The organism is Henriciella marina, from assembly GCF_027213945.1.
In the GTDB taxonomy this organism is placed as follows: domain Bacteria; phylum Pseudomonadota; class Alphaproteobacteria; order Caulobacterales; family Hyphomonadaceae; genus Henriciella; species Henriciella marina_A.
This window is the reverse complement of record NZ_JAPWGW010000004.1, coordinates 129,368-152,510: the sequence shown is the minus strand read 5'-3', so window position 1 is coordinate 152,510 and position 23,143 is coordinate 129,368. Positions and strand designations below refer to the sequence as shown.

The 23,143-nt window shown below is 58.9% G+C and carries 24 protein-coding genes; 12 read left to right on the top strand and 12 right to left on the bottom strand.

The window, feature by feature from the left end; genetic code table 11:
• The first annotated feature begins 78 nt into the window (after positions 1–78).
• Together O4G74_RS12720 and O4G74_RS12715 are read left to right on the top strand one after the other, a co-directional pair.
• Positions 79–1,440: a M48 family metalloprotease gene (locus O4G74_RS12720; RefSeq protein ID WP_269402987.1), complete on the top strand. Its 1,362-nt coding sequence runs from the start codon at positions 79–81 to the stop codon at positions 1,438–1,440.
• 107 nt (positions 1,441–1,547) lie between these two features.
• Positions 1,548–2,297, top strand: coding sequence for a thioredoxin domain-containing protein (locus O4G74_RS12715; RefSeq protein WP_269402986.1), 750 nt, complete (start codon positions 1,548–1,550; stop codon positions 2,295–2,297).
• 1 nt (position 2,298) lies between these two features.
• Here the strand turns inward: O4G74_RS12715 and O4G74_RS12710 are convergent, their stop codons facing one another.
• From O4G74_RS12710 to thiS, 3 genes are all read right to left on the bottom strand, one after another.
• On the bottom strand, positions 2,299–3,072 hold the full coding sequence (locus tag O4G74_RS12710; RefSeq protein ID WP_269402985.1) for a thiazole synthase: 774 nt from the start codon (positions 3,070–3,072) through the stop codon (positions 2,299–2,301).
• Between the two features lie 66 nt (positions 3,073–3,138).
• Positions 3,139–3,636 (bottom strand): SRPBCC family protein, encoded by a 498-nt coding sequence (locus tag O4G74_RS12705; RefSeq protein ID WP_269402984.1) that lies wholly within the window; start codon positions 3,634–3,636, stop codon positions 3,139–3,141.
• A 75-nt stretch (positions 3,637–3,711) separates the two neighbouring features.
• Positions 3,712–3,912 (bottom strand): sulfur carrier protein ThiS, encoded by a 201-nt coding sequence (thiS, locus tag O4G74_RS12700; RefSeq protein WP_269402983.1) that lies wholly within the window; start codon positions 3,910–3,912, stop codon positions 3,712–3,714.
• Positions 3,913–3,975: 63 nt separating this feature from the next.
• Between thiS and O4G74_RS12695 the strand changes: the two genes are divergently transcribed.
• Genes O4G74_RS12695 through aat form a run of 4 tightly spaced genes read left to right on the top strand, consistent with a single transcriptional unit; the run spans position 3,976 to position 6,936 of the window.
• Positions 3,976–4,407, top strand: a complete 432-nt coding sequence (locus O4G74_RS12695) for a type II 3-dehydroquinate dehydratase (protein ID WP_269402982.1) — start codon at positions 3,976–3,978, stop codon at positions 4,405–4,407.
• 14 nt (positions 4,408–4,421) lie between these two features.
• Entirely contained in the window at positions 4,422–4,892 is a 471-nt protein-coding gene (accB, locus tag O4G74_RS12690) for an acetyl-CoA carboxylase biotin carboxyl carrier protein (protein WP_269402981.1), read from the top strand.
• A gap of 10 nt (positions 4,893–4,902) precedes the next feature.
• Entirely contained in the window at positions 4,903–6,243 is a 1,341-nt protein-coding gene (accC, locus tag O4G74_RS12685; RefSeq protein WP_269402980.1) for an acetyl-CoA carboxylase biotin carboxylase subunit, read from the top strand.
• 24 nt (positions 6,244–6,267) lie between these two features.
• On the top strand, positions 6,268–6,936 hold the full coding sequence (gene aat / locus O4G74_RS12680) for a leucyl/phenylalanyl-tRNA--protein transferase (RefSeq protein ID WP_269402979.1): 669 nt from the start codon (positions 6,268–6,270) through the stop codon (positions 6,934–6,936).
• Here aat and O4G74_RS12675 read toward each other — a convergent pair.
• From O4G74_RS12675 to O4G74_RS12665, 3 genes are read right to left on the bottom strand one after another with little or no spacing between them, the layout of a single operon-like run.
• Positions 6,861–7,466: a DUF2155 domain-containing protein gene (locus O4G74_RS12675; protein WP_269402978.1), complete on the bottom strand. Its 606-nt coding sequence runs from the start codon at positions 7,464–7,466 to the stop codon at positions 6,861–6,863. The two genes, aat and O4G74_RS12675, sit on opposite strands and share 76 nt — an antisense overlap.
• Complete coding sequence (locus tag O4G74_RS12670) at positions 7,463–8,095, bottom strand: MlaD family protein (RefSeq protein WP_269402977.1); 633 nt, start codon at positions 8,093–8,095, stop codon at positions 7,463–7,465. The genes O4G74_RS12675 and O4G74_RS12670 overlap by 4 nt, the downstream gene beginning before the upstream one ends.
• Complete coding sequence (locus O4G74_RS12665; protein ID WP_269402976.1) at positions 8,088–8,477, bottom strand: NADH:ubiquinone oxidoreductase subunit NDUFA12; 390 nt, start codon at positions 8,475–8,477, stop codon at positions 8,088–8,090. Before O4G74_RS12665 ends, O4G74_RS12670 begins: the two co-directional genes overlap by 8 nt.
• Before the next feature lie 166 nt (positions 8,478–8,643).
• On the opposite strand from O4G74_RS12665, the gene O4G74_RS12660 reads away from it, so the two are divergent.
• The 3 genes from O4G74_RS12660 (at position 8,644) to O4G74_RS12650 (ending at position 12,341) form a co-directional block, all read left to right on the top strand.
• Positions 8,644–10,923, top strand: a complete 2,280-nt coding sequence (locus O4G74_RS12660) for a hypothetical protein (protein WP_269402975.1) — start codon at positions 8,644–8,646, stop codon at positions 10,921–10,923.
• Positions 10,924–10,991: 68 nt separating this feature from the next.
• Positions 10,992–11,480 (top strand): pentapeptide repeat-containing protein, encoded by a 489-nt coding sequence (locus O4G74_RS12655; protein ID WP_269402974.1) that lies wholly within the window; start codon positions 10,992–10,994, stop codon positions 11,478–11,480.
• A gap of 234 nt (positions 11,481–11,714) precedes the next feature.
• Positions 11,715–12,341, top strand: coding sequence for a pentapeptide repeat-containing protein (locus O4G74_RS12650; protein WP_269402973.1), 627 nt, complete (start codon positions 11,715–11,717; stop codon positions 12,339–12,341).
• Positions 12,342–12,405: 64 nt separating this feature from the next.
• Here the strand turns inward: O4G74_RS12650 and aspS are convergent, their stop codons facing one another.
• Positions 12,406–14,241, bottom strand: a complete 1,836-nt coding sequence (gene aspS / locus O4G74_RS12645; RefSeq protein WP_269402972.1) for an aspartate--tRNA ligase — start codon at positions 14,239–14,241, stop codon at positions 12,406–12,408.
• An 88-nt stretch (positions 14,242–14,329) separates the two neighbouring features.
• Here aspS and rnd point away from each other — a divergent pair, with 88 nt between their 5' ends.
• Entirely contained in the window at positions 14,330–15,502 is a 1,173-nt protein-coding gene (gene rnd, locus O4G74_RS12640) for a ribonuclease D (RefSeq protein ID WP_269402971.1), read from the top strand.
• Between the two features lie 6 nt (positions 15,503–15,508).
• Here rnd and O4G74_RS12635 read toward each other — a convergent pair whose 3' ends face one another.
• From O4G74_RS12635 to O4G74_RS12620, 4 genes are read right to left on the bottom strand one after another with little or no spacing between them, the layout of a single operon-like run.
• The gene (locus tag O4G74_RS12635) at positions 15,509–17,017 is read right to left on the bottom strand and encodes a Ppx/GppA phosphatase family protein (protein WP_269402970.1); all 1,509 of its coding nucleotides are present in this window, start codon (positions 17,015–17,017) and stop codon (positions 15,509–15,511) included.
• On the bottom strand, positions 17,014–19,212 hold the full coding sequence (locus O4G74_RS12630; RefSeq protein WP_269402969.1) for an RNA degradosome polyphosphate kinase: 2,199 nt from the start codon (positions 19,210–19,212) through the stop codon (positions 17,014–17,016). Before O4G74_RS12630 ends, O4G74_RS12635 begins: the two co-directional genes overlap by 4 nt.
• Before the next feature lie 27 nt (positions 19,213–19,239).
• Positions 19,240–19,950: an HdaA/DnaA family protein gene (locus O4G74_RS12625; RefSeq protein WP_269402968.1), complete on the bottom strand. Its 711-nt coding sequence runs from the start codon at positions 19,948–19,950 to the stop codon at positions 19,240–19,242.
• A gap of 5 nt (positions 19,951–19,955) precedes the next feature.
• Positions 19,956–20,972, bottom strand: a complete 1,017-nt coding sequence (locus tag O4G74_RS12620; RefSeq protein ID WP_269402967.1) for a hypothetical protein — start codon at positions 20,970–20,972, stop codon at positions 19,956–19,958.
• A 111-nt stretch (positions 20,973–21,083) separates the two neighbouring features.
• Between O4G74_RS12620 and purM the strand changes: the two genes are divergently transcribed.
• Both purM and purN read left to right on the top strand, forming a co-directional pair.
• Complete coding sequence (gene purM, locus O4G74_RS12615; protein ID WP_269402966.1) at positions 21,084–22,109, top strand: phosphoribosylformylglycinamidine cyclo-ligase; 1,026 nt, start codon at positions 21,084–21,086, stop codon at positions 22,107–22,109.
• Positions 22,106–22,699, top strand: a complete 594-nt coding sequence (gene purN, locus O4G74_RS12610; protein WP_269402965.1) for a phosphoribosylglycinamide formyltransferase — start codon at positions 22,106–22,108, stop codon at positions 22,697–22,699. The genes purM and purN overlap by 4 nt, the downstream gene beginning before the upstream one ends.
• Here the strand turns inward: purN and O4G74_RS12605 are convergent.
• Positions 22,677–23,117 carry a BLUF domain-containing protein gene (locus O4G74_RS12605; RefSeq protein WP_269402964.1) on the bottom strand — a complete coding sequence of 147 codons (441 nt, stop codon included), beginning with the start codon at positions 23,115–23,117 and terminating at the stop codon, positions 22,677–22,679. The genes purN and O4G74_RS12605 overlap by 23 nt on opposite strands.
• Positions 23,118–23,143: the final 26 nt, after the last annotated feature.

Here is a 23,143-nt window from a genome sequence, read left to right as displayed (position 1 = left end):
CAGCAAGCTGAGGCTGCTGGCCTCGCCAAAGCCGCAATCATCCCATAGGCTTCACCCCTGAATAAGAGGCGAGGGTCCATGCCGACACGTTTTCTGAGAGGCGCACTTGTTGCAGCGCTCACGGCTGCTGCTGCGATGACAGCTTCAGCACAAAGCCTGATACGCGATGCGGAGATCGAGACGACGCTACGCAACTGGACCGACCCGATCCTTGAGGTGGCCGGTCTCGACCCTGACGATGTTGGCCTCTACATCATCAACGATCCTGACCTGAACGCTTTCGTGGCAAATGGTCAGCGCATTCACCTCCATACCGGGCTTCTTATCGCAGCCGATACGCCCGGGCAGATCAAGGGCGTGATCGCCCACGAGACTTGTCATATTGCCTGCGGTCACAGCATTTCGCGCTCTAGAGCGGCAAATGTCGCGAGCCGACCGGCACTCATTTCCATTGGTCTGGGTGTGCTTGCAATGGCTGCGGGCGCGGGTGACGCCGGCGCAGCGCTGATTGCAAGCTCCCAACAGTTTGCGGCGCTCAATTTTTTCGTCCACACCCGCGCCGAAGAAGCGACGGCAGATGCGGCTGCCGTGTCCTATCTCGCACAGCTTGGACAGTCGCCCTCTGGCATCGTTGACTTCTTCGACAAGTACCGCGTTCAGGAAGTGCTGTCGGAATCACGCCGCTATCCCTACTTCCGGTCTCACCCACTCGCTTCTGACCGGATCAGGACGACGCGTGCGCTGGCTGAAGATACCGGCCTCATGGATGTCGAACCTAACCCGCAGACTGTACGCGAATTCGAGTTGATGCAGGCAAAGCTGATCGGCTTTCTGGAGCCGCTGGCCCGCGTCTATCAGAAGTATCCGCGCACCGACGAAAGTGAACCGGCACGTTATGCCCGTGCGATCGCGGCCATGCAGTCCTCCGACATGACATCTGCACTGAGCGAGATCGATTCTCTGCTCAAAGAATTTCCGGAGAACCCATATTATTGGGAGCTAAAAGGACAGGCGCTGTTCGAAATGGGCCGCGCAGCTGAATCGGTCGAACCACATGCGAAGTCCCTAGAATATCTTCCGGGCCACCCGCTTCTGCTGATCAATTATGGACGCTCACTGATCGCGCGAGCCGAACCAGGCGATCTGGAAGCTGGCGAGGAAGCCCTGCGCGATGCGCTGATCAGCGAGCCGGACAATTCCTTCGCCTGGAACCAGCTTGCATCTGCTCTGGAGAAACAAGGGCGGCGGGCAGAGGCCGAACTCGCGACGGCAGAGTCAGCCTATCATATCGGTGACTATCAACGCGCACACATCTTTGCGCGCAGGGCTATTGAAGACCTTGAAGAAGGTACGTCTGAAGCGCGGCGTGCAAATGATATTCGGAACGTCACAGACCCCGCCCTCCCGGAGAATCAGGATTACTGGCGCCGCCGCGGCTAGATCGAAGATCACGCGATTGTCAGTTCCTTGCCTGCTCACGTGTTGAGACAAACTCAATGAAATGCAGATAACGAAACGCACTGAACAGTATTGATACAGGACGAGACATGACCCTCAAACTGGCCCCGCTGGCCGCATTCTCCCTCCTTGCCTTCACGCCTGCCTGTGCACAGCAGGACAGTAGCGCACCTCAAAATCGCGAGGAGATTGAGGAGATCGTGCGCGACTACATTCTGGAAAATCCGGAGATCATTGAGCAGGCGATCATCAAATTGCAGCAGCGCGCCGACGCACAGGAGGCCGAATCCTCACGTCAGGCGATCGCGTCCGCCACGGCAGAGCTTTACGAGAGCGAGGCCGACTATTCGGTTGGTCCGGATGATGCGCCAGTAACGATGGTTGAGTTTTTCGATTATCGCTGCGGTTACTGCAAGCGCTCCATGGAGTGGACGATGAACATCCCTGAGGCCTATGACGGTAAGGTCCGTGTGATTTTCAAGGAGTTTCCAATTCTTTCTCCGGAGAGCGAAAAAGCCGCCCTCGCAGCGCTCGCAGCGGGTGAACAGGGTCTGTACGCCGAAATGCACCGTGAGCTCATGGAACTCGACAATTCCAGCGGTTTCACGCCGGATGAGATCGATGCTGCTGCAGAGCGCGCAGGTGTCGATGTCGCTCGCATGCGTGCCGACATGGGCTCAGTGCGCCTTCAGAAGGTCGTTGCAGACAACAAGATGCTAGCCCGCCGCGTGGGTATCGACGGCACACCGGCATTCCTTGTCGGCGACCAGCTCGTTTCCGGTGCGAACCGGTCTGCGGTGACGCAAATGCTGGACGCCGCGGTCGCGCGCGAAAGCTAGGCTAGATCAGACCCGCAAGTGGCGAGGATGGGTCAGCGTAGCGCTTACGGCCCATCCGACCCGCCAGATAAGCTTCGCGGCCAGCAATAACGGCATGCTTCATGGCGCGCGCCATGCGGACTGGATCCTTGGCCTCTGCGATGGCGGTGTTCATCAGGACGCCGTCGCAACCAAGCTCCATTGCCATCGCCGCATCCGACGCGGTGCCGACCCCTGCATCGACGATCACCGGCACGCGCGCCTGCTCAACGATGAGCCGGATATTGAGCGGGTTCTGGATACCGAGGCCCGAGCCGATTAGAGAGCCGAGCGGCATGATTGCGCAGCAACCCGCCTCTTCCAGCTTGCGGGCATAGACCGGGTCATCAGAGCAATAAACCATGACCTGGAAGCCATCAGCGATCAGGGCCCTTGCCGCGCTCAGCGTTTCTTCCATATCAGGATAAAGCGTCTTCTGGTCCGAAAGCACTTCAAGCTTCACGAGATCCCAACCGCCTGCTTCGCGCGCCAGGCGAAGCGTGCGAACGGCGTCGTCGGCCGTAAAGCAACCCGCCGTGTTCGGAAGATAGGTGTACTTGTCCGGCGAGACATGGTCCTGTAGCCGGTCCTCATCTTTATTGGACAGGTTCACGCGCCTTAGGGCGACCGTGACCATCTCCGCGCCAGCTGCCTCAGCAGCTTCAGCGTTCTGGGCGTAGGACTTGTACTTGCCGGTGCCGATGATGAGGCGCGACTGGAATTCGCGCCCGGCGATCTTGAGCGTATCGTCTGTCATGGTGAGCTAGGTATGTGACAAGCAGGCCCAAAGCTAGGGGGACGGATGTCAGAACTGGTATGCAGCTCAGGAAAGGCCAAACTTCGCCGGATTATCGCGAATAAAGGCTTCGAGATGTGGCAGCCCCTTCTTGATACCTGACGACATCTGGCCCGAGATGAGAGGCCCGAGAATGAGGGGTGCCCTGGCCCGGAAGCGCCAGTCCAGACGACAACCGCCCGGCGTATTCACCAGTTGATAGTCCTCGACGCACGCTTTCAGAGGAAGCGTTGATTTATCGAAGCGGAACGCCATGCGTTTATTGTCTTCCCAAGCGAAGAAGACCTCTTCGACGGCCTGCTCACCAATCCAGACCGTGCGTGTCGTGCCAACGGCGAATGGTTCGGGCGAAGTCCACTCGACTTTTGTAATCGGCAGCCACTTGGTCCAGGTATCGCCATCAAGCAGCGCCTTCCAGACGACCTCACGAGGGAATGGAAACTCATGCCTTACGAGTTTGGTCTTGGATGCGTCTGCGATGAACTCTTCACCGACTTCCTCATGCTTCTTCAGTTTCTTCGCCATCGCGCGCTCCTTGACTGTCAGTGTTGGGGCCTAGCACCGCTCTTGGGCAGCTAAAAGGCAGGCCCTTGGGGAAGGTCAGCCGCCGCCGACAAATTGAACAACTTCGAGCCGGTCACCGGGCTGAAGCACCGTCTGATCATGCAATGACTTCGGGACGATTTCCCGATTGCGCTCGATTGCAACGCCGCGTGGATCATCGGTCAGCTTCGCAACGAGGTGCGAGAGACTTGCGCCATCCGCAATCTCAAATTCATCGCCGTTCACGAACACTTTCATCTGGCGCTCTCCTCTTAGGTTCAATGGCTTGCCATGCGCGGGAAACGCGCGCAAACGGAAGCCATGACCAAGCCGATTTATGTCCTTAACGGACCGAATCTCAACCTTCTGGGCACACGTGAACCGGAAATCTACGGGTACGACACGCTCGCAGACATCGAATCACGTCTTCGCCAGAAAGCGGGCGATCACGTGCTGGAGTTCCGCCAGACAAATAGCGAAGGTCAGCTGGTCGACTGGGTGCAGGAGGCGTCTCGCGAAGCAAGCTGCCTGATCCTGAATGCAGGCGCATATACACATACCTCTGTCGCGCTGCATGATGCCTTGCGCGCTTGCACCGCTCCTCTGATTGAGGTTCACCTGTCAAACCCGGCGGCGCGTGAAGCGTTTCGCCAGACAAATTATGTGGCTTCCGCAGCCGTGGCTTCGATTGCAGGGCTTGGTCCGCATGGTTATGAAGTCGCACTCGAAGCTGCGATAAGAATGAAAGCTTGAGGACACAAAATCTGATGAGCACCGCAAAGAACAGCCTCGACACCGGCCTGGTCCGGGAACTCGCCGCCATCCTCCGGGATGCAGACCTTGGCGAGGTTGAAGTCGAGCACGACGGCCTTCGTATTCGGGTCAGCAAGGCAAGCCCGATGCAGGCTCCGGCACCCGTCCAGTATGCAGCAGCGCCTGCCCCCGCCGCGGCACCAGCATCGCCTGCAGCTGCAGCGCCGGCTCCGGCCGCTGCCCCAGTTTCTGCAAATGCCGTCACCAGCCCAATGGTCGGAACCGTCTACCTGTCGCCAGAGCCTGGCTCGAAAGCCTTCATCCAGGTCGGCGACAAGGTGAAGAAGGGCGACACGCTGATGCTTGTCGAGGCCATGAAGACGTTTAACCCCGTCGAGGCACCGCAGGCCGGCACCGTGAAGGAAATTATCGTGCAGGACGCCCAGCCTGTGGAGTTCGGCGAACCGCTGATCGTCATCGAGTGAGGCAAGCGGCATGATCGAGAAAGTCCTTATCGCCAACCGGGGCGAAATCGCCCTGCGCATTCACCGGGCCTGTAAGGAAATGGGCATCGCCACTGTTGTGGTGCACTCGGAAGCAGACCGGGATGCAATGGCAGTCCGTCTCGCCGACGAGAGCGTCTGCATAGGCCCGGCGCCGTCTTCCGAAAGCTATCTGAAGAAGTCACGCATTCTCGCCGCCGCAGAGATCACGAATGCCGACGCCATCCATCCCGGTTATGGTTTTCTCTCGGAGAACGCCCAGTTCGCCGAGATGGTCGAAGCTCACGGGCTGAAGTTCATCGGACCAAAAGCGCAGCACATCCGTACAATGGGCGACAAGATCGCCGCCAAGCAGGCGATGATCGATGCCGGCGTGCCCGTCGTGCCGGGCTCCGATGGCGGCGTGAACAGCATTGGTGACGCAAAAAAGATCGCCAAGAAGATTGGCTATCCGGTCCTCATCAAGGCCGCGGCAGGCGGTGGTGGCCGCGGCATGCGTGTTGCCAAGACTGAAAAAGAACTTGAAAGCGCCATCCGCGCTGCAAAGACCGAGGCGCGCTCTGCTTTTGGCGATGACGCTGTCTATCTCGAAAAATATCTCGGCACACCGCGCCATATCGAGATTCAGGTGATCGCAGACAGCCATGGCAATGTCGCCCACCTCTGGGAGCGCGACTGCTCGCTGCAGCGCCGTCACCAGAAAGTGTTCGAGGAAGCGCCATCCCCTGCCCTCAATCAGGCCCAGCGCGAAGAAATCGGCAACATCGTAGCCCGCGCTGTCGAGAAGCTCGGCTATCTCGGCGCAGGCACGATGGAATTCCTCTATGAGGATGGCAACTTCTACTTCATCGAGATGAACACCCGTCTGCAGGTGGAGCATCCGGTGACAGAGATGATCACTGGCATCGACCTTGTGCGCGAACAGATCCGCATCGCGGACGGCAAGAAGCTTTCCTTTACACAGGAAGATGTCCTGCTGGTTGGCCATGCTATCGAGTGCAGAATCAACGCTGAGCACCCCGAAACGTTCGCGCCGTCACCTGGAACAATCACCGACTTCCATGCGCCGGGTGGGCCGGATGTGCGGCTCGATAGCGCTGCTTATGCTGGTTACAAGATCCCGCCGAATTATGACAGCCTGATCGGCAAGTTGATCGTTCATGGCCGCACGCGGAACGAATGCATCATGCGCCTTCGCCGCGCTCTCGATGAGATGGTGGTCGGCGGCGTTCATACGACTCTGCCGCTGCATCAGCGTCTCGTAGAGGCTCAGGACGTTGTGGACGGCAATTACGATATTCACTGGCTGGAGCGCTTCCTCGCAGCCAAATAGGCGGCTCCAGAGAACGCTGGATATATGTCAGACCGATTCGATGCGGACATGCTGCTCGACTGCTATCGGCAGGGCGTTTTTCCCATGGCCGATTCGCGCGAGGATATGAATCTGTTCCTGATCTCTCCGGAGATCAGGGGCGTCCTGCCGCTCAAGGGATTTCATGTACCAAGGCGACTGCGAAAGACGGTTCGCAAGGATCCTTACCGCGTAACAGTCGACCAAGCCTTCAGCCGGGTCATGGAAGGCTGCGCTGAAGATACGTCTGATCGGCCAACCACCTGGATCAATGTCCCCATCCAGAACCTTTACAGTTCGCTGCACAAACGCGGTTATGCCCATTCGATCGAGTGCTGGAATGGTGAAAGTGACCTGGTCGGAGGGCTTTATGGCGTATCGCTCGGCGCCGCGTTTTTCGGCGAGAGCATGTTCTCCCGCGCAACCGACGCATCAAAGATCGCGCTGGTCCACCTCGTCGCTCGGCTGATCGCTGGTGGCTACGAGCTGCTGGATGCCCAGTTTCACAACCCACACCTTGAGCAATTCGGCCTGCTCGAAATGAAGAAGGCAGAGTTCATGAAGCGCCTTGAAGCGGCGCTATCGCAGGAAGGCGACTTCTATTCGTCAGGAACGACCGGCGAGGACAGGCTATCGGGCGAAGGCTGCCTGCACCTGATTACCCACACATCATAGACAGGGTGTTCGAGTGCGCTGAGGCCCGGCGTCGACGCGAACATCCAGCCTGAAAATAGCGGTCCAGCGGGTTCATCTTCGCTTTCTGTCACAGACGGGGACTCGTCAGGTGCCCCGGTAGCGCGCATTTCCGCCCGCACTTCAGAGGCGAGGCGCGGCTCTGTCAGCGTATTTGTCTCAACGTAGTCTGCTTCCATAATCTGTAGAAAGGCAGCGCTCTCTGGCGGTTCTTCCGGGGGGGTCTGGAAACAGACCTTCAGATCAATCTCGAGGACGCCGAAGACAATCGGTTCCCCGACCTCAATTTCAAAGTCAACAGACCGGCCAGTGATCTTGTCGAGTGCCCGCAGCGTCGCCATCTGCTCCTGCGAGTAGGTCGGAGAGCTGCTCGCCTGCTCTTCTTCCTCAAGCGCGCCATCCTCAGCCGCACGAGCATCGGCGGCGCCTTCGTCAAGATTCGAACCTTCCTGCGCTGCAGCCCCGCTCAGGGTCAGCGCGGCCATGGCTGCGGTGCAGAAAAGGCGCTTCACTCTGTTTCTCCTGCCGGTTCATCTTCGGTGTCGCTGACCGAACAATTCGATTGGGGAGATTCTGTGTTCACATCGCCATCATCTGCAGGCGAGCCCATCGGGTCATCGTAAGATCCGGATGCCGGCGAGGAGCTATCATCGTCTCCGCTGCCGCTCGCGAATGAAGCCATGAGCGTCAGAAGGTCGACGCTGCCCTGAGTGTACAGGATTTCGCCGCAACCGCTCTCGCCGAAAAGCTCCTCGCCTTGTGGGCATGGTTCGATCTGGCCAAAACCGGATGCTGGCTCGAGGTTGATGTAGCTTCCGCCCAGAAGTCCCTCTGACTGTATTCGAGCGGTCGTGCCATCATCGAGCGGGACAAGGTCACGCGAAATCGCCAGAGTCACCAACGCTTCTGCGCGCTCTGTATTCAACCGGATATTGCGCACCGTGCCGACTTTCACGCCAGCCATGCTGACTTCGGTGCCGACATTGATGCCTTTGGCGCTGTTGAAGCGTGCACCGAGTTCTACAGTACCGGATGAGGCCTCCGCCCGGTCTGTGCCATTACCAATGGCAAACCACATGAAAACAGCGGCGACACCCAGAACGGCGGCGCCAATGATTGTTTCGAGAGCGGATTCACGCATCTGGGGTCCAGGCCTCATAGTCGGCATCAGCCTTGCGGCGGTTTCCGCCCTCGCTGAGTGCGCCCTTCGGACGGTAGGCGAACAGGGTGCCCGTCATGTTTGGTTTGTGATCTCTTTCCCAGCTGCGGCGATCAAGCGGCTTTTGCGTCGGCGGCTCATCCAGCGTGTGGTGCAGCCATCCATGCCAATCGGCAGGCACTTTTGAGGGCTCCGCAAGCCCTTTGTAAACCACGTAGCGGCGATTGCGGCGTTCGATAGAAACCTTGCGGTCTTCGTAGTACGTGTTGCCATAATCATCGGTGCCGACATAGTTGCTGCGGCGTTTGATGTCGAACAGGCCGCCAAGCGTGACGCCATTCCACCAGGTGAAGAGTTTGAGCATGTCGCGATCCTGAAACTTCTGTGCGCAATCTGGAATATGGAGCAGGTCCTGCGGCGAATCCAGTTATGGATCGGCTCACAATATATGTAACGGGCCGTCAAGCCTTCTGCATCACCCGTCAGGGCATGAAGACGACCGGCCGAACCCGACGCGAGAGAAAGACGATATGAGCCGACAGCAGCATGCAGACAAGGTGTTCCGTGATGCAATGCAGTCAGGGCGTGTAAGTCCGATCCTGCCCCTGGACACGCTCGTTCTGCTACCGCAACGGCGTTTTGCCGCAGACGGCACAACTGCCCTCCGTGAGGCAATGGACGCCCGTACGAGTGAGCGGCTGGAGAAGGAAACGCGACTGGGCCTGGCGGACCTTGTTGAACAACTCGGCGTCGCGCCAAAAAATGCAGAGCTGGCCGAAGCACTGAATGGAGGTCTTCCTGCACAGATGATCGAAGCGGGAATCACCCACCCTGCCGGATTTCCGGGGCTGGAGCGCTGGCTGAGGCGAAGCGCAATGTCTACTGATGAGCAGATGCCGGTTGGTCTTGAGGCATCTCAATACGTTGAGGTTCCGACACTGGCGGACCACGCGCTTGATGAAGGAATAAGCCTCAGCATCTGGCCAGTCCCCATGCCTTCAGGCGACTTACCGGCCTGCGCCCTCGATGTCTCTGCGTTCGTATCGGCCAAAGGACTGGAAGTGGGCCTTCTGCACGACACACTTTCAGCCCTACCGGGCATGGTCGCCAACGAAACCGTCATGGTCGTTCTGCACGGCGTTGCGGCGGGTGCACTGGCTCTCGGAGCGAGTGATGAAGCTTCGTTTGCGCTTAAGGGCCGCGCTCTTTGTGAGGCGCTGGCCTGTCTCGTGTCCGGCTGGGCGCTGTCGAATGATACGGCAGAGCTGCTTGGCGCGAGCATGGATGACTTTAAACCTGTCAAAGGCTTGAGCCTTGCAGCCATGCCGCTCCGCGCGAGTGACGAAACGGAATTTGTTCCCGCAAGTGATGGTCTGTCAGGCGAAATCGCGCTTGTGCAGGCGGCTGAAGAAGCCGGCGCGATCGCATTGCCAGCGGCGATCACTGCCATGCTGCGGCTTTCAACTGAGGCCGCAGACGAGCTGCACGAAGCGCTTGATGCTGGTTGCGATCTCGACAGGCTGGACGGCATCGATAGTGAAGCGCTCAAGGCTCGCGGTTTCTCCGGCGAAGCGGTTATCCGCGTGCGAAATGCGCTGAAGGAAGGTCTGCCACTGGGCGCCGCCTTCTCGCGCTGGGTGCTTGGCGATGATGTCATAGCTTCGCGCCTCAAGCTTGCGCCCGAAAGCTTCGACACAGATGGACGCCCACTCTTACGCATGATCGGCTTCTCCGATGATGAAATTTCCGCGGCCGATGCGGCGGTCAGTGGCGCGTCAGAAAAGATCGCGCGCGAAGTCCTCTCGAAGCACGGCATTACGCTTCCCGATCCCCGCGCGTTCGAATTTGCCGTTGCGGCGCCATTGGCGGCCAGCGGCGCACTCGTCTGCATTGATGCCAGCGCGTGGGACGAGCATGCCGACCGCACCGCGGCACTGGAAGCCGACATTGCGCTCTATCTTCGGGTGCGTGACCGTGGCGAAGACGGGGCTGCATCTGACAGGATGAACGCCATCATGGAGCTCGCCGAGGACCTAAACGCTGAAGAGGACCGGGCGATAACGCAAGCGAGCCTTGGCGCCGACAGTTTCGACGAAACTGGAAAGCCTGCGCGCCGCACACGCCTGCCGGATCGGCGTAAGGGCTATATCCAGAAATCCACGGTTGGTGGCCATAAGGTCTACCTGCACACGGGCGAATTTGCAGATGGCGCCCTCGGTGAGATCTTTATCGACATGCACAAGGAAGGGGCCGCCTTCCGCTCGCTGATGAACAATTTCGCAATCGCCGTGTCGCTCGGCCTGCAGTATGGCGTGCCTCTCGACGAATATGTCGATGCCTTCGTCTTTACCCGGTTTGAGCCAGCCGGCGAAGTGACCGGCAATGACCGCATCACGAAGGCGACCTCCATCCTCGATTATATCTTCCGTGAGCTCGCCATCTCCTACCTTGGACGCGCCGACCTTGCAGAGCTTGGCGAGGATGTCAGCCATGACGGGCTTGGCCGTGGCTTGAAGGACGGGACCCGCGAAGGGCCACAGCCCCTGCCAGATGAAGCCGTACAGTTCATCTCACGCGGCTTTTCCCGCGGCCAGCTTCCGGACAATATCGTCATTCTGGAGCGCAAGCGCGCAGAGCGCGATGAAGCCGCGTCAACTGCAGAACTCGACAAGGACGACGATGCAGAAGACTATCTTGGCGACCCGTGCCCGAACTGTTCGAGCTTCACCCTGATGGCGACAGGCGACGAACGTGTGGCCCATTGCGCCACCTGTAATGAGCCAACGCGGTCTGAATCCGGATTCAACTAAGTGGGGAATCTGGCAGCGAGATTGCGTGAGAGCCGGGTAAGTTCAAATCCCAACTCCACAGGTGTGCCATGCTGAAACATTTCCTGATCGCTTTCGCGTTTGCCGCCCTCGCCTTGCCTTCCACCGCACAGAATGCGGGCGAAATCGCGAAGGTTCTCAACGGCCAGTCCTGCCCCGGATGCAACCTCTTTCAGGCAGATCTTGCCTATCTTGATATCGCTAATATCAACGTTTCCGGTGCCCGCCTCCGTCAGAGCGACATGCAGCTGTCCACGTTCGACAACTGGAATCTGCGCGGCACGAACCTGTCAGTCACGAATATGTTCGGCGTGCGCTTCAACTCTTCGAACTTCTCCAATGCGAACCTTGAGAGCGCGACGCTGGTAGGCGGCTATTTCGGCTCTTCCAATTTTTCTGGAGCGCGTCTTGCCGGAGCAAATCTTTCCGGCGCGGACCTTCATCTTGCCAGGGGGCTGACCCAGGCACAGCTGAGTCAAGCTTGCGGCGATCAAGCCACGCGCCTGCCTGCTGGACTGAGCATTCCGAGGTGCGGCTAGAGAGACACACCCCAGCGTCCGTTTACAGTCATTACCGGGAATTCAGTTCAAAGCTGGCGCTGGACCTCGTAAAAATATCGCATGCTTAGATTTCGTCGCATGTCCGTTATTCTGGCACTTGCCGCTTGCGGGGTCGCATCCGGTGCAGCGAGCGCTCAATCAAAGTCGACGCGCGTTTCCTGGGCGCCGTCTTACGGCGGCTCCTGCGTGAGCTGTGATCTCCGCGGACGCAATATGTCCGGCGGAGACATTTCGGCAGCTCACTACCCCAAAGCCAACGTATCGGGCGCCTTCCTGCGCGGGACGCGTGCTCTCAATATCGACCTGTCCGATGCCATGGCGAAGGGTACGGATTTCCGCCGGGCAACGCTTGATGGATCAAGACTTTCGAACACCCAGTTCGAAGGCTCGCGCTTTGAGCGGGCCAGCCTGCTGAATGTGAATCTTTCAGGAGCTTCGCTTTCTGACACTCATCTCACAGGCGCGCACTTTGGCGTAGCGACGGCGACAGGGACAAATTTTTCGCGTGCGAGGGCATCTGGAACAGATTTTTCCGGCGCCAATCTGACTGGCGCCATCTTCGAGGGCGCAATCCTGCGGGAGGCGCAGTTCAACAACGCCATCCTGAACGGGACCTCGTTTGCGAATGCTGACCTGCATGGAGCCCGACTGACCAATATCCGCCTGATCAAGGTCAGCTTCGAAGGCGCGACCGGCCTGGAGAGCACCATCTTTGAAGGTAGCTGCGCGGGCGAAGAGACTAACGTCCCGGCAGGCATTGCACTCCTCTCCTGCCAGGCTGTTCGTCTCCCGGGAGATGAAGAGCTTCGCGGCGGCCTGTTTCAGACAGCCGGACAGTAAAAAAAACGCCCTCTGAATAGTCAGAGGGCGTCTCTCAATCTCTTTGCATTTAGCCGGCCCGCCTTCAGTCCTTCTTGGCCTGCGGCGCGAGACGGATATTAAGCTCGCGAAGCTGCTTGTCGTCCACTGGGGAAGGTGCCTGCATCATCAGGTCGCGAGCCTGCTGGTTCATCGGAAACAGCGTGACGTCGCGCAGATTGTCGACTTCAGCGAGCAGCATGACGATACGGTCAACGCCCGGTGCGATACCACCGTGCGGCGGCGCGCCATAGCGGAACGCGTTGAGCATGCCGCCAAACTCTGCCTCGACCACGTCGGCACCATAGCCAGCGAGCTCAAACGCTTTCAGCATGATATCAGGCCGGTGGTTCCGGATCGCGCCAGAGGACAGCTCCACGCCATTGCAGACGATGTCGTACTGGAAAGCTTTCAGATCGAGCTGCTTCTCAACCGTATCGGCCTGCTCCAGTGCTTCCATACCACCTTGCGGCATGGAGAACGGGTTGTGCGAGAAGTCGATCTTCTTGTTGTCTTCGTCCCACTCATACATCGGGAAATCGACGATCCAGCAGAACTTGAAGATACCTTGCTCAATCAGCTCCAGCTCTTCGCCAACCTTGTTCCGGGCAGCACCCGCCAGCTTGTAGGCGGCGTCGTGGTTGCCTGCAGAGAAGAAGATGCCGTCACCAGCGCCGAGGCCGAGTTGGTCAAGGAAAGCTGCAAGGTGATCGGCGTCAAAGTTCTTCAGGACCGGGTCCTGGCTGTCAACACCACCGCCATCGGCTTCTTTGAGCCGCGCATAGCCAAGGCCGGGCGCCTGCATTTCCTTCTTCGCCCACTTGTCGAGGTCGTCAAAGAATTTGCGAGACTTCTGCTCAGCCGCTTTCGGCGCCGGAATAGCGATAACCTTACCGCCGCCTGCGATAATCTTGGCGAAGATCGAAAAGCCCGTCTTGCTGTCATCAGCAAAGACGTCCGTGACGTCGGCAAGCTCGATCGGGTTGCGCAGGTCCGGCTTGTCAGAGCCGTATTTCGCCATGGCTTCAGCATATGGAATGCGCGGGAACGGACCTTCCGGCATGGTGCGGCCCTTGCCCTGCCAGTCTGCGAACTCCTCGAAGACGCCGCGCATCACAGGTTCGATCGCCTGGAAGACGTCTTCCTGCTCAACGAAGCTCATCTCGATGTCGAGCTGGTAAAACTCGCCAGGGGAGCGGTCGGCGCGCGCATCCTCGTCGCGGAAACACGGCGCGATCTGGAAATAACGGTCGAAACCGGACACCATGAGGAGCTGCTTGAACTGCTGGGGTGCCTGAGGCAGGGCGTAGAATTCACCGGGGTGCAGACGCGACGGCACGAGGAAGTCACGTGCGCCTTCCGGGCTTGAAGCCGTGAGGATCGGCGTCTGGTATTCGGTGAAGCCCTGCTCAATCATGCGGCGGCGGAGGCTCGCAATGATTTGGCTGCGCAGGATCATGTTCTTGTGAAGCGTCTCACGGCGGAGATCGAGATAGCGATGCTTTAGACGGATGTCTTCGGGATAGTCAGGCTCAGCGAAGACTGGCAGTGGCAGTTTGGCCGCAGCGCTTTCGATGACCAGCGTCTCGGCTGGCAGTTCGATCTCGCCCGTCGGCAGTTCCGAGTTCACGGCTTCGGCGTCGCGCGCAATCACCTCCCCGGTAACCGTCAGCACGCTTTCGGCAGTCGCGCGCTTGGCGTCTTCGTAGAAGGCTGCATTCGGGTAAACCACAACCTGCGTCAGGCCATAATGGTCGCGCAGATCGATGAACAGGGCGCCAGCATGCTCGCGGCGGCGGTGCAGCCAGCCAGAAAGTTTTACCGTGGCGCCAACATCAGACTTGGTGAGTTCGCCGCAGGTATGGGTGCGGTAAGCGTGCATTCTCTCACTCCGAGGATTCTTGAGGCCTGAGAGGATTTGTGAACCTTCCCCTCGCCATTGTTGTGCGGATGCGATACGCGTGCGCGCCATGACTGACAAGACGCTGACGCCGATTACACAGCAGGAAGAGCTGCAAAAGTTCTGCGATTCGCTTTCGGCGAGCGATTTCATCTGTGTCGATACCGAGTTTCATCGCGAAACGACGTTCTGGCCCGAGCTATGCCTTATCCAGGCCTCCGCGCCCGGCGTGGAAGGCGTTATTGACCCCAAAGCAGATGGTATCGATCTCGACCCCTTCCTTGATCTTCTAGCTGACACGTCGCGCGTGAAAGTTTTTCACGCTGCGAGGCAAGACATGGAGATCTTCAACAAGCTGATCGGCACACCCCCTGCCCCGGTTTTCGATACGCAGATCGCGGCGATGGCACTCGGCCTCGGTGATTCCATCTCCTACGACAATCTGATCCAGCGCGTCCTTCGTCGGCAAATCGACAAATCGAGCCAGTTCACTGACTGGAAGCGTCGTCCCCTATCGGACAAACAGCTCGCCTATGCGCTTGGTGACGTGACCCATCTGCGTGACGCCTATCTCTGGATGCGCGATGAACTCGAACAGCGAGGCCGTATGGAGTGGATTGCCGAAGAGATGGGCAGCCTCTCCGAGCCGGCCCTCTACGACACCGACCCAAAGAATGCCTGGCAGCGACTGAAAATCCGCAAGACGCACAAGGAATATCTTGCTGTGTTCGCATCGGTCGCCGAATGGCGTGAGCGTCAGGCCCAGACGTTGGACAGACCGCGCCGGCGCATCCTGAAAGATGACGCCATTCAGGAAATTGCTGATCAGAAACCAAAATCTGAAGAGCAGTTCGACAGACTTCGTGCCGTGCCTAAAGGCTTTATCCGGTCACGAAATGCCGACGGGCTGCTGCAGACCGTCGAAAACGCGCTGGCCGATCCTGACGCCTACGCCCCGCCTGCACCGCCGCGCAAGCAGAACCCTCAAACACCTGCCGGTGCCCCGGAAATGCTGAAAGTCCTGCTGAAGTATGTAAGCGAGGATAGTGACGTGGTTCCGCGCCTCATCGCGAACGCGGCCGACATAGAGCGGATCGCGCGCGGCGAGACCGATAAGGACATTCCGGCGCTAACAGGCTGGCGTTATGAGGTCTTCGGTCAGAAGGCGCGCGCCCTGCTCACAGGCAAACTCGCCCTTTCGTTCGAGAATGGACAGGTTCGGCTTTTCGAACCGAAAAGCTGAGACGAACTAGTCAGCCTGTTCGGCTGTTAGGATCTGCGCATCGAGATCCACGAAGGTGGCCAGCTGCTCGAACCGCTTCTTTACTGTGCCAGAGATCATGTCCTCACTGCCTGGCTGTACCTCCAGGACAAGTTTCGACTTGGAAGCCTTCAACTTCACTTGTTTGAGAAGTGGTGCCGAGCGCCCGGAATAAACCGCGCCAAGCCGCATCGCCGCCCCCATGATACGGGCGAGCTGGTCATCAGATTCTAATCCAAGTCGCGCGAACGGCTTCGGTCTCTGAAACTTGTGTGTGTAGCGTGCGCCCGTCGCATGCGCGAGAAGCACGCGCTCATCATGCGTGATACCGCGAATGGGTGAGCGCAGGATCAGGTAATAGGCCATGTCGGCCCGGTGATCGGGATGGAACCGTCCGCCACAATCAGCCATCAGGCAGGCGGCGCGGAAAAGGCGCTGGCGGGCATGCGAGCGCGGCAGGACTGGCTTTATAAACTGGTACAAAGCCTCCCCGAAAGCCATCTGGGATGCTTCCAGCCTAAGGAATGCGATCGTTCCGTCGATAAGTGCATCGCCAAACGGCTCGCGCATCGTTTCGAAAAGCAGCTTTTCGCCCCGGTCGAACAGAACGCCCTCCCGCAAGCCATTTGCGGAAATGAGGACTTCCTTGAGCCTGCCCGCATCGAAAACTTCATCGAGAACGAGTGCGGCATGAATTATCGTGTCGTACCGGCGCCCGACGAGGCTGGATATGCGGCTCGCCAATTCTTTGTCCCGCTGGGTCGCAAGCACCGTGCGCACGACTGAGCGGATCGCCGGACCCGTCATCCTGTAACCATGCAGGATAGCAAGCGGATACGCCTTGATATCCATATGAATGCTTGCAAGCGCGCGCCACGAGCCGCCCACTGCATAAAGTCGGCGATGTCCCTGATTCAGGAGCTCCGAGGACTTCAGGACCTTTCGAATGGCTTTGCGTCGTTCGGCCGGCTTGGCTTCATCTCCGTGCGGCATGGAGAACGGGCCAAGCTTATGGGTCTCGCCCTGTCCGTCCTGCCCGGCTGCAGAAATTGGCTGGAATTCGAGGCTGGATCCGCCAAGGTCGCCGACCAGTCCCTCTGGCTGGTCGAACCCTGTACGCACGCCAAGGGCCGATAGACGGCCCTCTTCTGGCCCTGGAAGAATACGAAGACGCGCACCGAGTTCGGTCGCGGCCATGCGCGCAAACTCCGGCCCGTCTTCGGCGTCCCGCACAGCTGCTGTCGCCACAGCCGTCACCTGCGTTACGCCGAGGCCGGTCAGGATAGCACGATAGCGCCGAATGGCGGCAACAGCCTCAACGACCCCTTCCGGAGACAGCCGTCCAGTCTCTGGCAGGCCGCGTCCCAGCCCGGCCAGAACCTTTTCATTGAAGTATGGAAGCGCCGCTGCGCCGGTGACCTCGTAGATTACGAGCCGAACGGAGTTAGAGCCGATATCGACAACGGCAGCTTTTTCAGGCTGCAGCGCTAGCCTCATTTAGAGCCCCGCTTTTTCGGCGCGAGTCTGGGTGGGATCGACACGACCAACGCATTGCCGCGTCCGGATAGCGATGGGTTCTCCATGAAGTATCGGTGAGCGCTGAAGCCCTTGCCGCGTTCTGGTGGGCGGAGGCGATGAAACTCACCATCCCCGTCCATTTCCCAGCTTTGTTCGTCGTCATTAAGGTTGGCAGTCATGATCTGGTTCAACACCTGACGGTGTACAGTTGGGTTTTCTACTGGCACCAGCGCTTCAACGCGGCGCTTCAGGTTGCGCTGCATCCAGTCTGCTGACGAAATCCAGACCTTGGCCCGGGCCGATGGCAGATTTTCGCCGTTGGCAAAGCAAACGATCCGGGAATGTTCAAGGAAGCGACCAATCAGACTTTTGACCTGTATGTTTTCGGATAGCCCAGGCACGCCGGGGCGTAAGCAGCATATACCGCGCACAACAAGGACGATGGGCACGCCAGCCTGGCTGGCACGGTAGAGCGCATCAATGACGTCCCCGTCGACCAGCGAGTTCATCTTTGCCCAGACTCCGCTTGGTTTTCCTGCTTTCGCATTTTCAGCTTCCTGATCAATCATATCGATCAGGTAGGACTCGAGTGTGCGCGGCGACATCGCGATCTTTTCGAAATCTGGCGCGTTTTCAGGAGGTTCACGGTACGCCGTGATATAGTTGAACAGCTTGTTTGCGTCACGGCCGAGGGCCGGGTCCGAGGTAAAGAGCGACAGGTCTGTATAAATTCGGGCCGTCACCGGATGGTAGTTGCCCGTACCAAAGTGCGTATAGGACACCAGCTTGCCGCCTTCCCGCCGCACCACCAGCGAAACCTTTGCATGGGTTTTGTAATCCAGAAAACCATACACGACCTGAACGCCAGCCCGTTCCAGGTCGCGGGCAAGGCGCAGATTGGTTTCTTCATCGAAGCGCGCCTTGATCTCAACAAGGGCGGTGACGTTCTTGCCCATCTCGGCAGCTTCCTGAAGCGCCGCCACGATGGGAGAGTTTAGCGTAGTGCGATAGAGGGTCTGCTTGATTGCAACGACGTCCGGATCTATCGCGGCCTGGCGAATGAACTGGATGACGACATCAAATGATTCGTACGGATGGTGGACGACGAAGTCTTTCGCCTTGATCGCCGCAAAGCAGTCACCGCCCATTTCACGGATGCGCTCAGGGTAACGCGGTTCATACGGTTTGAACTGCAGGTCCATCCTGTCTTTGACGATCAGTTCCGACAGGTTTTTCATGCCAAGCAGGCCATGAAGGATCATTACGTCGCGAGGTTCAGAACCGATCTCGCGTGTGATGAACTTCTCGAGTTCTTCAGGCGCGTCACCATCGATATGAATGCGTACAATCCGCCCACGCCGACGCTGTTTCAGAAGAATTTCGAACTCGTGGATGAGATCTTCTGCTTCTTCCTCAATCTCGATATCGCTGTCGCGCACGATACGGAATACGCAGTGCCCCAGCGAACGATACCCGGGAAAAAGCATGTCCATGAAAGTTGCGATTACACTTTCAAGGCGCACAAAACGTATCGACTGCCTGTTCCGGTCCGGCAGGCGAATGAAGCGCGGTGAGAATGCCGGCATGGGCACGAGCCCGACCATCGCCTCGCCGGAATTCTCAGGCGCAAGCTGGAACGCAACGGCAAAGCCCAAGTTCGGGATGAATGGGAATGGGTGCGCCGGGTCGACGGCCTGCGGCGTCAACATCGGGAAGATGTGGCTCTCAAAGTGATCGCGAAGCCAGCCAAGATCGGTTTTGGTAAGCTCGCCGATCTTTTTTACTTCTATTTTCTCTTGGTCAAGCAGCGTGCGAAGCTCCCGCCAGCAAGCCTGCTGCGACTCCATCAGCTTGGCCGACTGTGTTTCAATGGCCTCAAGCTGTTGCGACGGGATCATGCCGTCCTGACTGGTGCGCACGACACCGGCCCGAAGCTGCTCGCGCAAACCCGCATATCGGACCATAAAGAATTCATCGAGATTGTTCGCCGAGATCGACAGGAAACGAAGGCGCTCAAGCAAGGGATGAGAGACATTGTGCGCCTCTTCCAGCACGCGCTCGTTGAATTTCAACCAGGACAGCTCTCTGTTCAGAAAGCGCTGGGGCTGCGTAATCAAGGACTTCGCAAGCCGCACTGACGTTTTAGCCTCGGGCCTTGTTTCGGTCGTGCTCATCGACTGCCTCTCGTATGCCCTATCTATCTAGTCTTCAAATAGCGGGCGCGTGCCGTCCATCTCGTCCAGTATTTCCCGGGCGAGAGGCACCGTTACCTCACGCCCATCACTCAATTCGTGAAGATTTTCCACGAAGTTTTCAATGGCCGCATAGCTGCGCTCGAGCCGGATGATCAGATAGGACTCTACTTCATCCGGCAGCTTCAGATAGCGGCGTTTCATTGCAGCCCTGAGACGGATCGACATCATTTCATCATCGGGCGGCCCAAGCTCGATCAGTGTCATTGCGCTGAGCCGCGACTGAAGGTCCGGTAAGCGCGTGCGCCAACGCGCTGGTGGCAACCGTCCTGTCAAAAGTAATGAACCACCATGACTGGCAGAGAGATTTATGAGCGATAGGAGGTTGTCATCATTTTCAACGAGGTCAGCGCGGTCGACAGCAACAGGTGTACGCGCGATTGAATCGATCCTCTTGTGTGAGAGCTTGGAAAGCGCCTTCGCGCCCAGCATCGAACCACCGGCCAGCTCACACCAGGCCTGAGCAGCCGTCGTAAGGCCAGAGAGCTCATCGCCGACCAGACAGAAAGCGGCTGTCCGCCAGTCGGGCCAGCGTTTCAGGAGCGCAAGCGCAGTCCTGTTGGCATCAGTAACCGCCAGCGTGTCCAGCGTATGCCCCTGGCCCGGGAATTCGAACTTGAGCTGACGGCTCTTCCGTGGGGGATGGTCCGTGCGTGACACCAGGACTAGCTCGGCGCGCGCGTTACCGCTGAGGTCATCACCCAGCCCAAATCATCGGCGTCGGCCATAAGGCCGCGCTCGCGCAGGCTAGAGATGAACTTTTCACGCTCACCAGCATACGCGAATCGCACGACGGCGCCCTGACGGGAAAGGCCGACAATCTCGAACCCGAACACGAGCGGCGAACGCGCCAGCGCGCTTCTCAGCGAATTCCATTCAGGGAGCGAGGTAAAGAGCACAGTCGCCTCTACCGGCGTACGTTCACCGGAGCGGATGATTGCTGAACGCTTCCATACAGTGTCGAGCAAATCGGCAGCGTTTTCTGCGGCCGCCTCTAGCGTCGCAGAAGAACCGGTTGTGCCGAGATCGGTTTCACCGGCTGCGGTCACGCTAATAAGGCGGACCCGGTAGCTACCCGCATCGCCAAGCAGTTCAGCCTTGATCGCGCGGCGGGCATTTGCCGCCATGACATCGCCCTGCAATTCCTGCCATGCCGAGGACGACGTGGCCGAGGTGCCGCGTGAAGTTTCAAACGGCGCCAGGCGTCCGCGCGAGGAATTTGGCCAGGCGGAATTCCATGCAACCGCGTTCGCGGAGCTACGCACCGGGAATACGACGGATTTCGGCGCGAGTTGGTCAATATACGGAATGGACCGCTCATCAAGGAATTCGCGTACATTGGTCGGATTGTAGACCACTGCGAGTTTTCCGACGTATTTGCCGCCACCGCGTTCTTCCTCTTCGACATCCACCGCTACGGCCAGCCGGTTTGCCAGTGCCCCACTGACAGCGCCTGAGGACAACTTGCCCGAGCGGTCTTCTGGCAGGGTGAGGCGCTCAAAAAGCCGGTAGGCACCTTTCACCCGTGCGGAGGCAAACGCCTCCTGCTGGGCCTGGATCACGCTGCCAGCGGTTTCCTCGACTTCGATCTCACGGATCGTGTAGATATCGCGCAGCTGGGCCGCCGCCGTGCCTGCCATGAAGAATACCACAGCAAACATCACAAGGATTCGTCTGGTCATTTGGTCGCCTTTCCGACTCCGGTTGGAAATGTCCTTAGCAAGGCCGTTGGCACGATGGAACCGCCATGTCCGGCTGGCCGAATATTCATCCACATGGTAACGCGCTTCCCCATGACTTCAAAAGACAAACCCTCCCTCTCCTATAAGGACGCAGGTGTCGACATTGAGGCGGGCGAACGCCTCGTCGATGCGATCTCTCCATTGGCCAAGGCTACACGCCGTGCAGGCGTTATGGGCGGCCTTGGCGGCTTCGGCGCGCTGTTCGACCTGAAGAAGGAGAACTGGAAGGATCCGATTCTGGTTTCGGGCACCGACGGCGTTGGCACAAAGCTCATGCTGGCCTTCGAAACCGGCATCCACAACACGGTCGGGATCGACCTCGTTGCCATGTGCGCGAACGACGTGCTGGCGCAGGGTGCAGAGCCGCTTTTCTTTCTGGACTATTTCGCCTGCGGCAAGCTCGATCCGGGTATTGCCGAGGCCGTAATTTCGGGGATCGCTGAAGGCTGCAGACAGGCCGGGTGCGCGCTGGTTGGTGGTGAGACTGCCGAGATGCCGGGCATGTATCCACCGGGCCACTACGACCTTGCAGGTTTCGTCGTCGGCGCCGTTGAACGTGAGAATGTCCTGCCTCGCTTTGCTGAAATGAAAGCCGGTGATGTCCTGATCGGGATCGCCTCCTCTGGCCCACACTCGAACGGCTACTCGCTCATCCGCCGGATTGTGGAGCGCACAGGGTTAAAGTGGGATGCAACGGCACCGTTCAGCAATAAGCCCCTCGGCGAGGCTCTGCTCACACCGACCCGCCTCTACTCGCATGCAGCCCTGCCGCTCATCCGCAATGAGCGAATCAAGGGCCTTGCCCACATCACGGGCGGCGGCCTGACCGAGAACGTGCCTCGCATGCTGCCGGATGACCTGACCGCGCGTTTCGACCGGGCGTCATGGCTCCTGCCAGATATTTTCCGCTGGCTGCAGGAAGAAGGCAACGTCGCCGAGGACGAGATGCATCGCACATTCAATATGGGAATCGGTCTCGTCTTCGCCGTCTCACCCGATCAGGCAGAGCGCGCGATCGCAGACCTTCAAGCCGTCGGCGAGAACCCGGTTGTAATTGGTGATCTCGTCCCCGCATGACCCGGCTCAATCTCGGCATCCTGATTTCAGGTCGCGGCTCAAATATGGAGAGCCTTTTCAACGCCTCTATTGATGAAGCGTACCCGGCAAAGCCAAGACTGGTGATCGCGAACAAGGAAGGTGCGCCGGGGCTTGAGACGGCCAAACGCTTCGGCGTCGAAGCTGCGCTCATTCCGCACAAGCAGTACAAGGACCGCCGTGCCTTTGAGGAAGCGCTTCATGAAACGCTGACGCAGCACGAGATCGACATCATCGCGCTAGCCGGGTTCATGCGCGTGCTGACGCCATGGTTTGTCGGCAAATGGGAAGGCCGGATGGTGAATATCCACCCGTCGCTTCTTCCCGCCTATCCGGGTCTTGATACCCATGCCCGCGCTATTGAGGCAGGCGACAGCGAAGCGGGCTGCACGGTGCATTGGGTCAGTGAAGGCGTCGATGAGGGCGCAATTATCGGACAGTCCCGCGTGCCGGTGAAGGCCGGCGATACGCCGGATAGCCTTGCCGCACGCGTCCTGATTGCCGAGCACGAGCTTTATCCGCGCGCGCTCGCCGACGCATGCAGGATGATTACTGCACCGTCAGCGCGCTGAAGCTCTCGAGTAGCGCCCGAAGGTAGACATCCATGGCCCAGCGGTCGGAATCGGTTGGCTTTTTCGCAAGCCGCGTCGCACATTCGACGATGTCGGCCATCTGACGAACCTGCCCGCGCTCAAGATCACGTCCAGCCCGATAAGCGAGCGGCCAGCCCGTGAACATCCGGCCCGGCACGTCATCATGGAAGATCACCTGACAGTTTTCGTGGCGCCAGTCCCGCCGGATGCGAGCATAGCAATCGCGAACGGCAGCCTCGTCGCCTTCAATCACATGCAAACAGAGCTGGTCCTGATGGATCAGCAGACCGGTGATTGATGCCTCGCGATTATGGTCGCGCGCAGCGGCAAGCATGTCGTACAGCGCATCATCGCGCAGCGACGGGCGGGCTTTCGACAGATAGATTAAACGTTTCATCCGCGCGGATCCTCCAGGCTCAGACG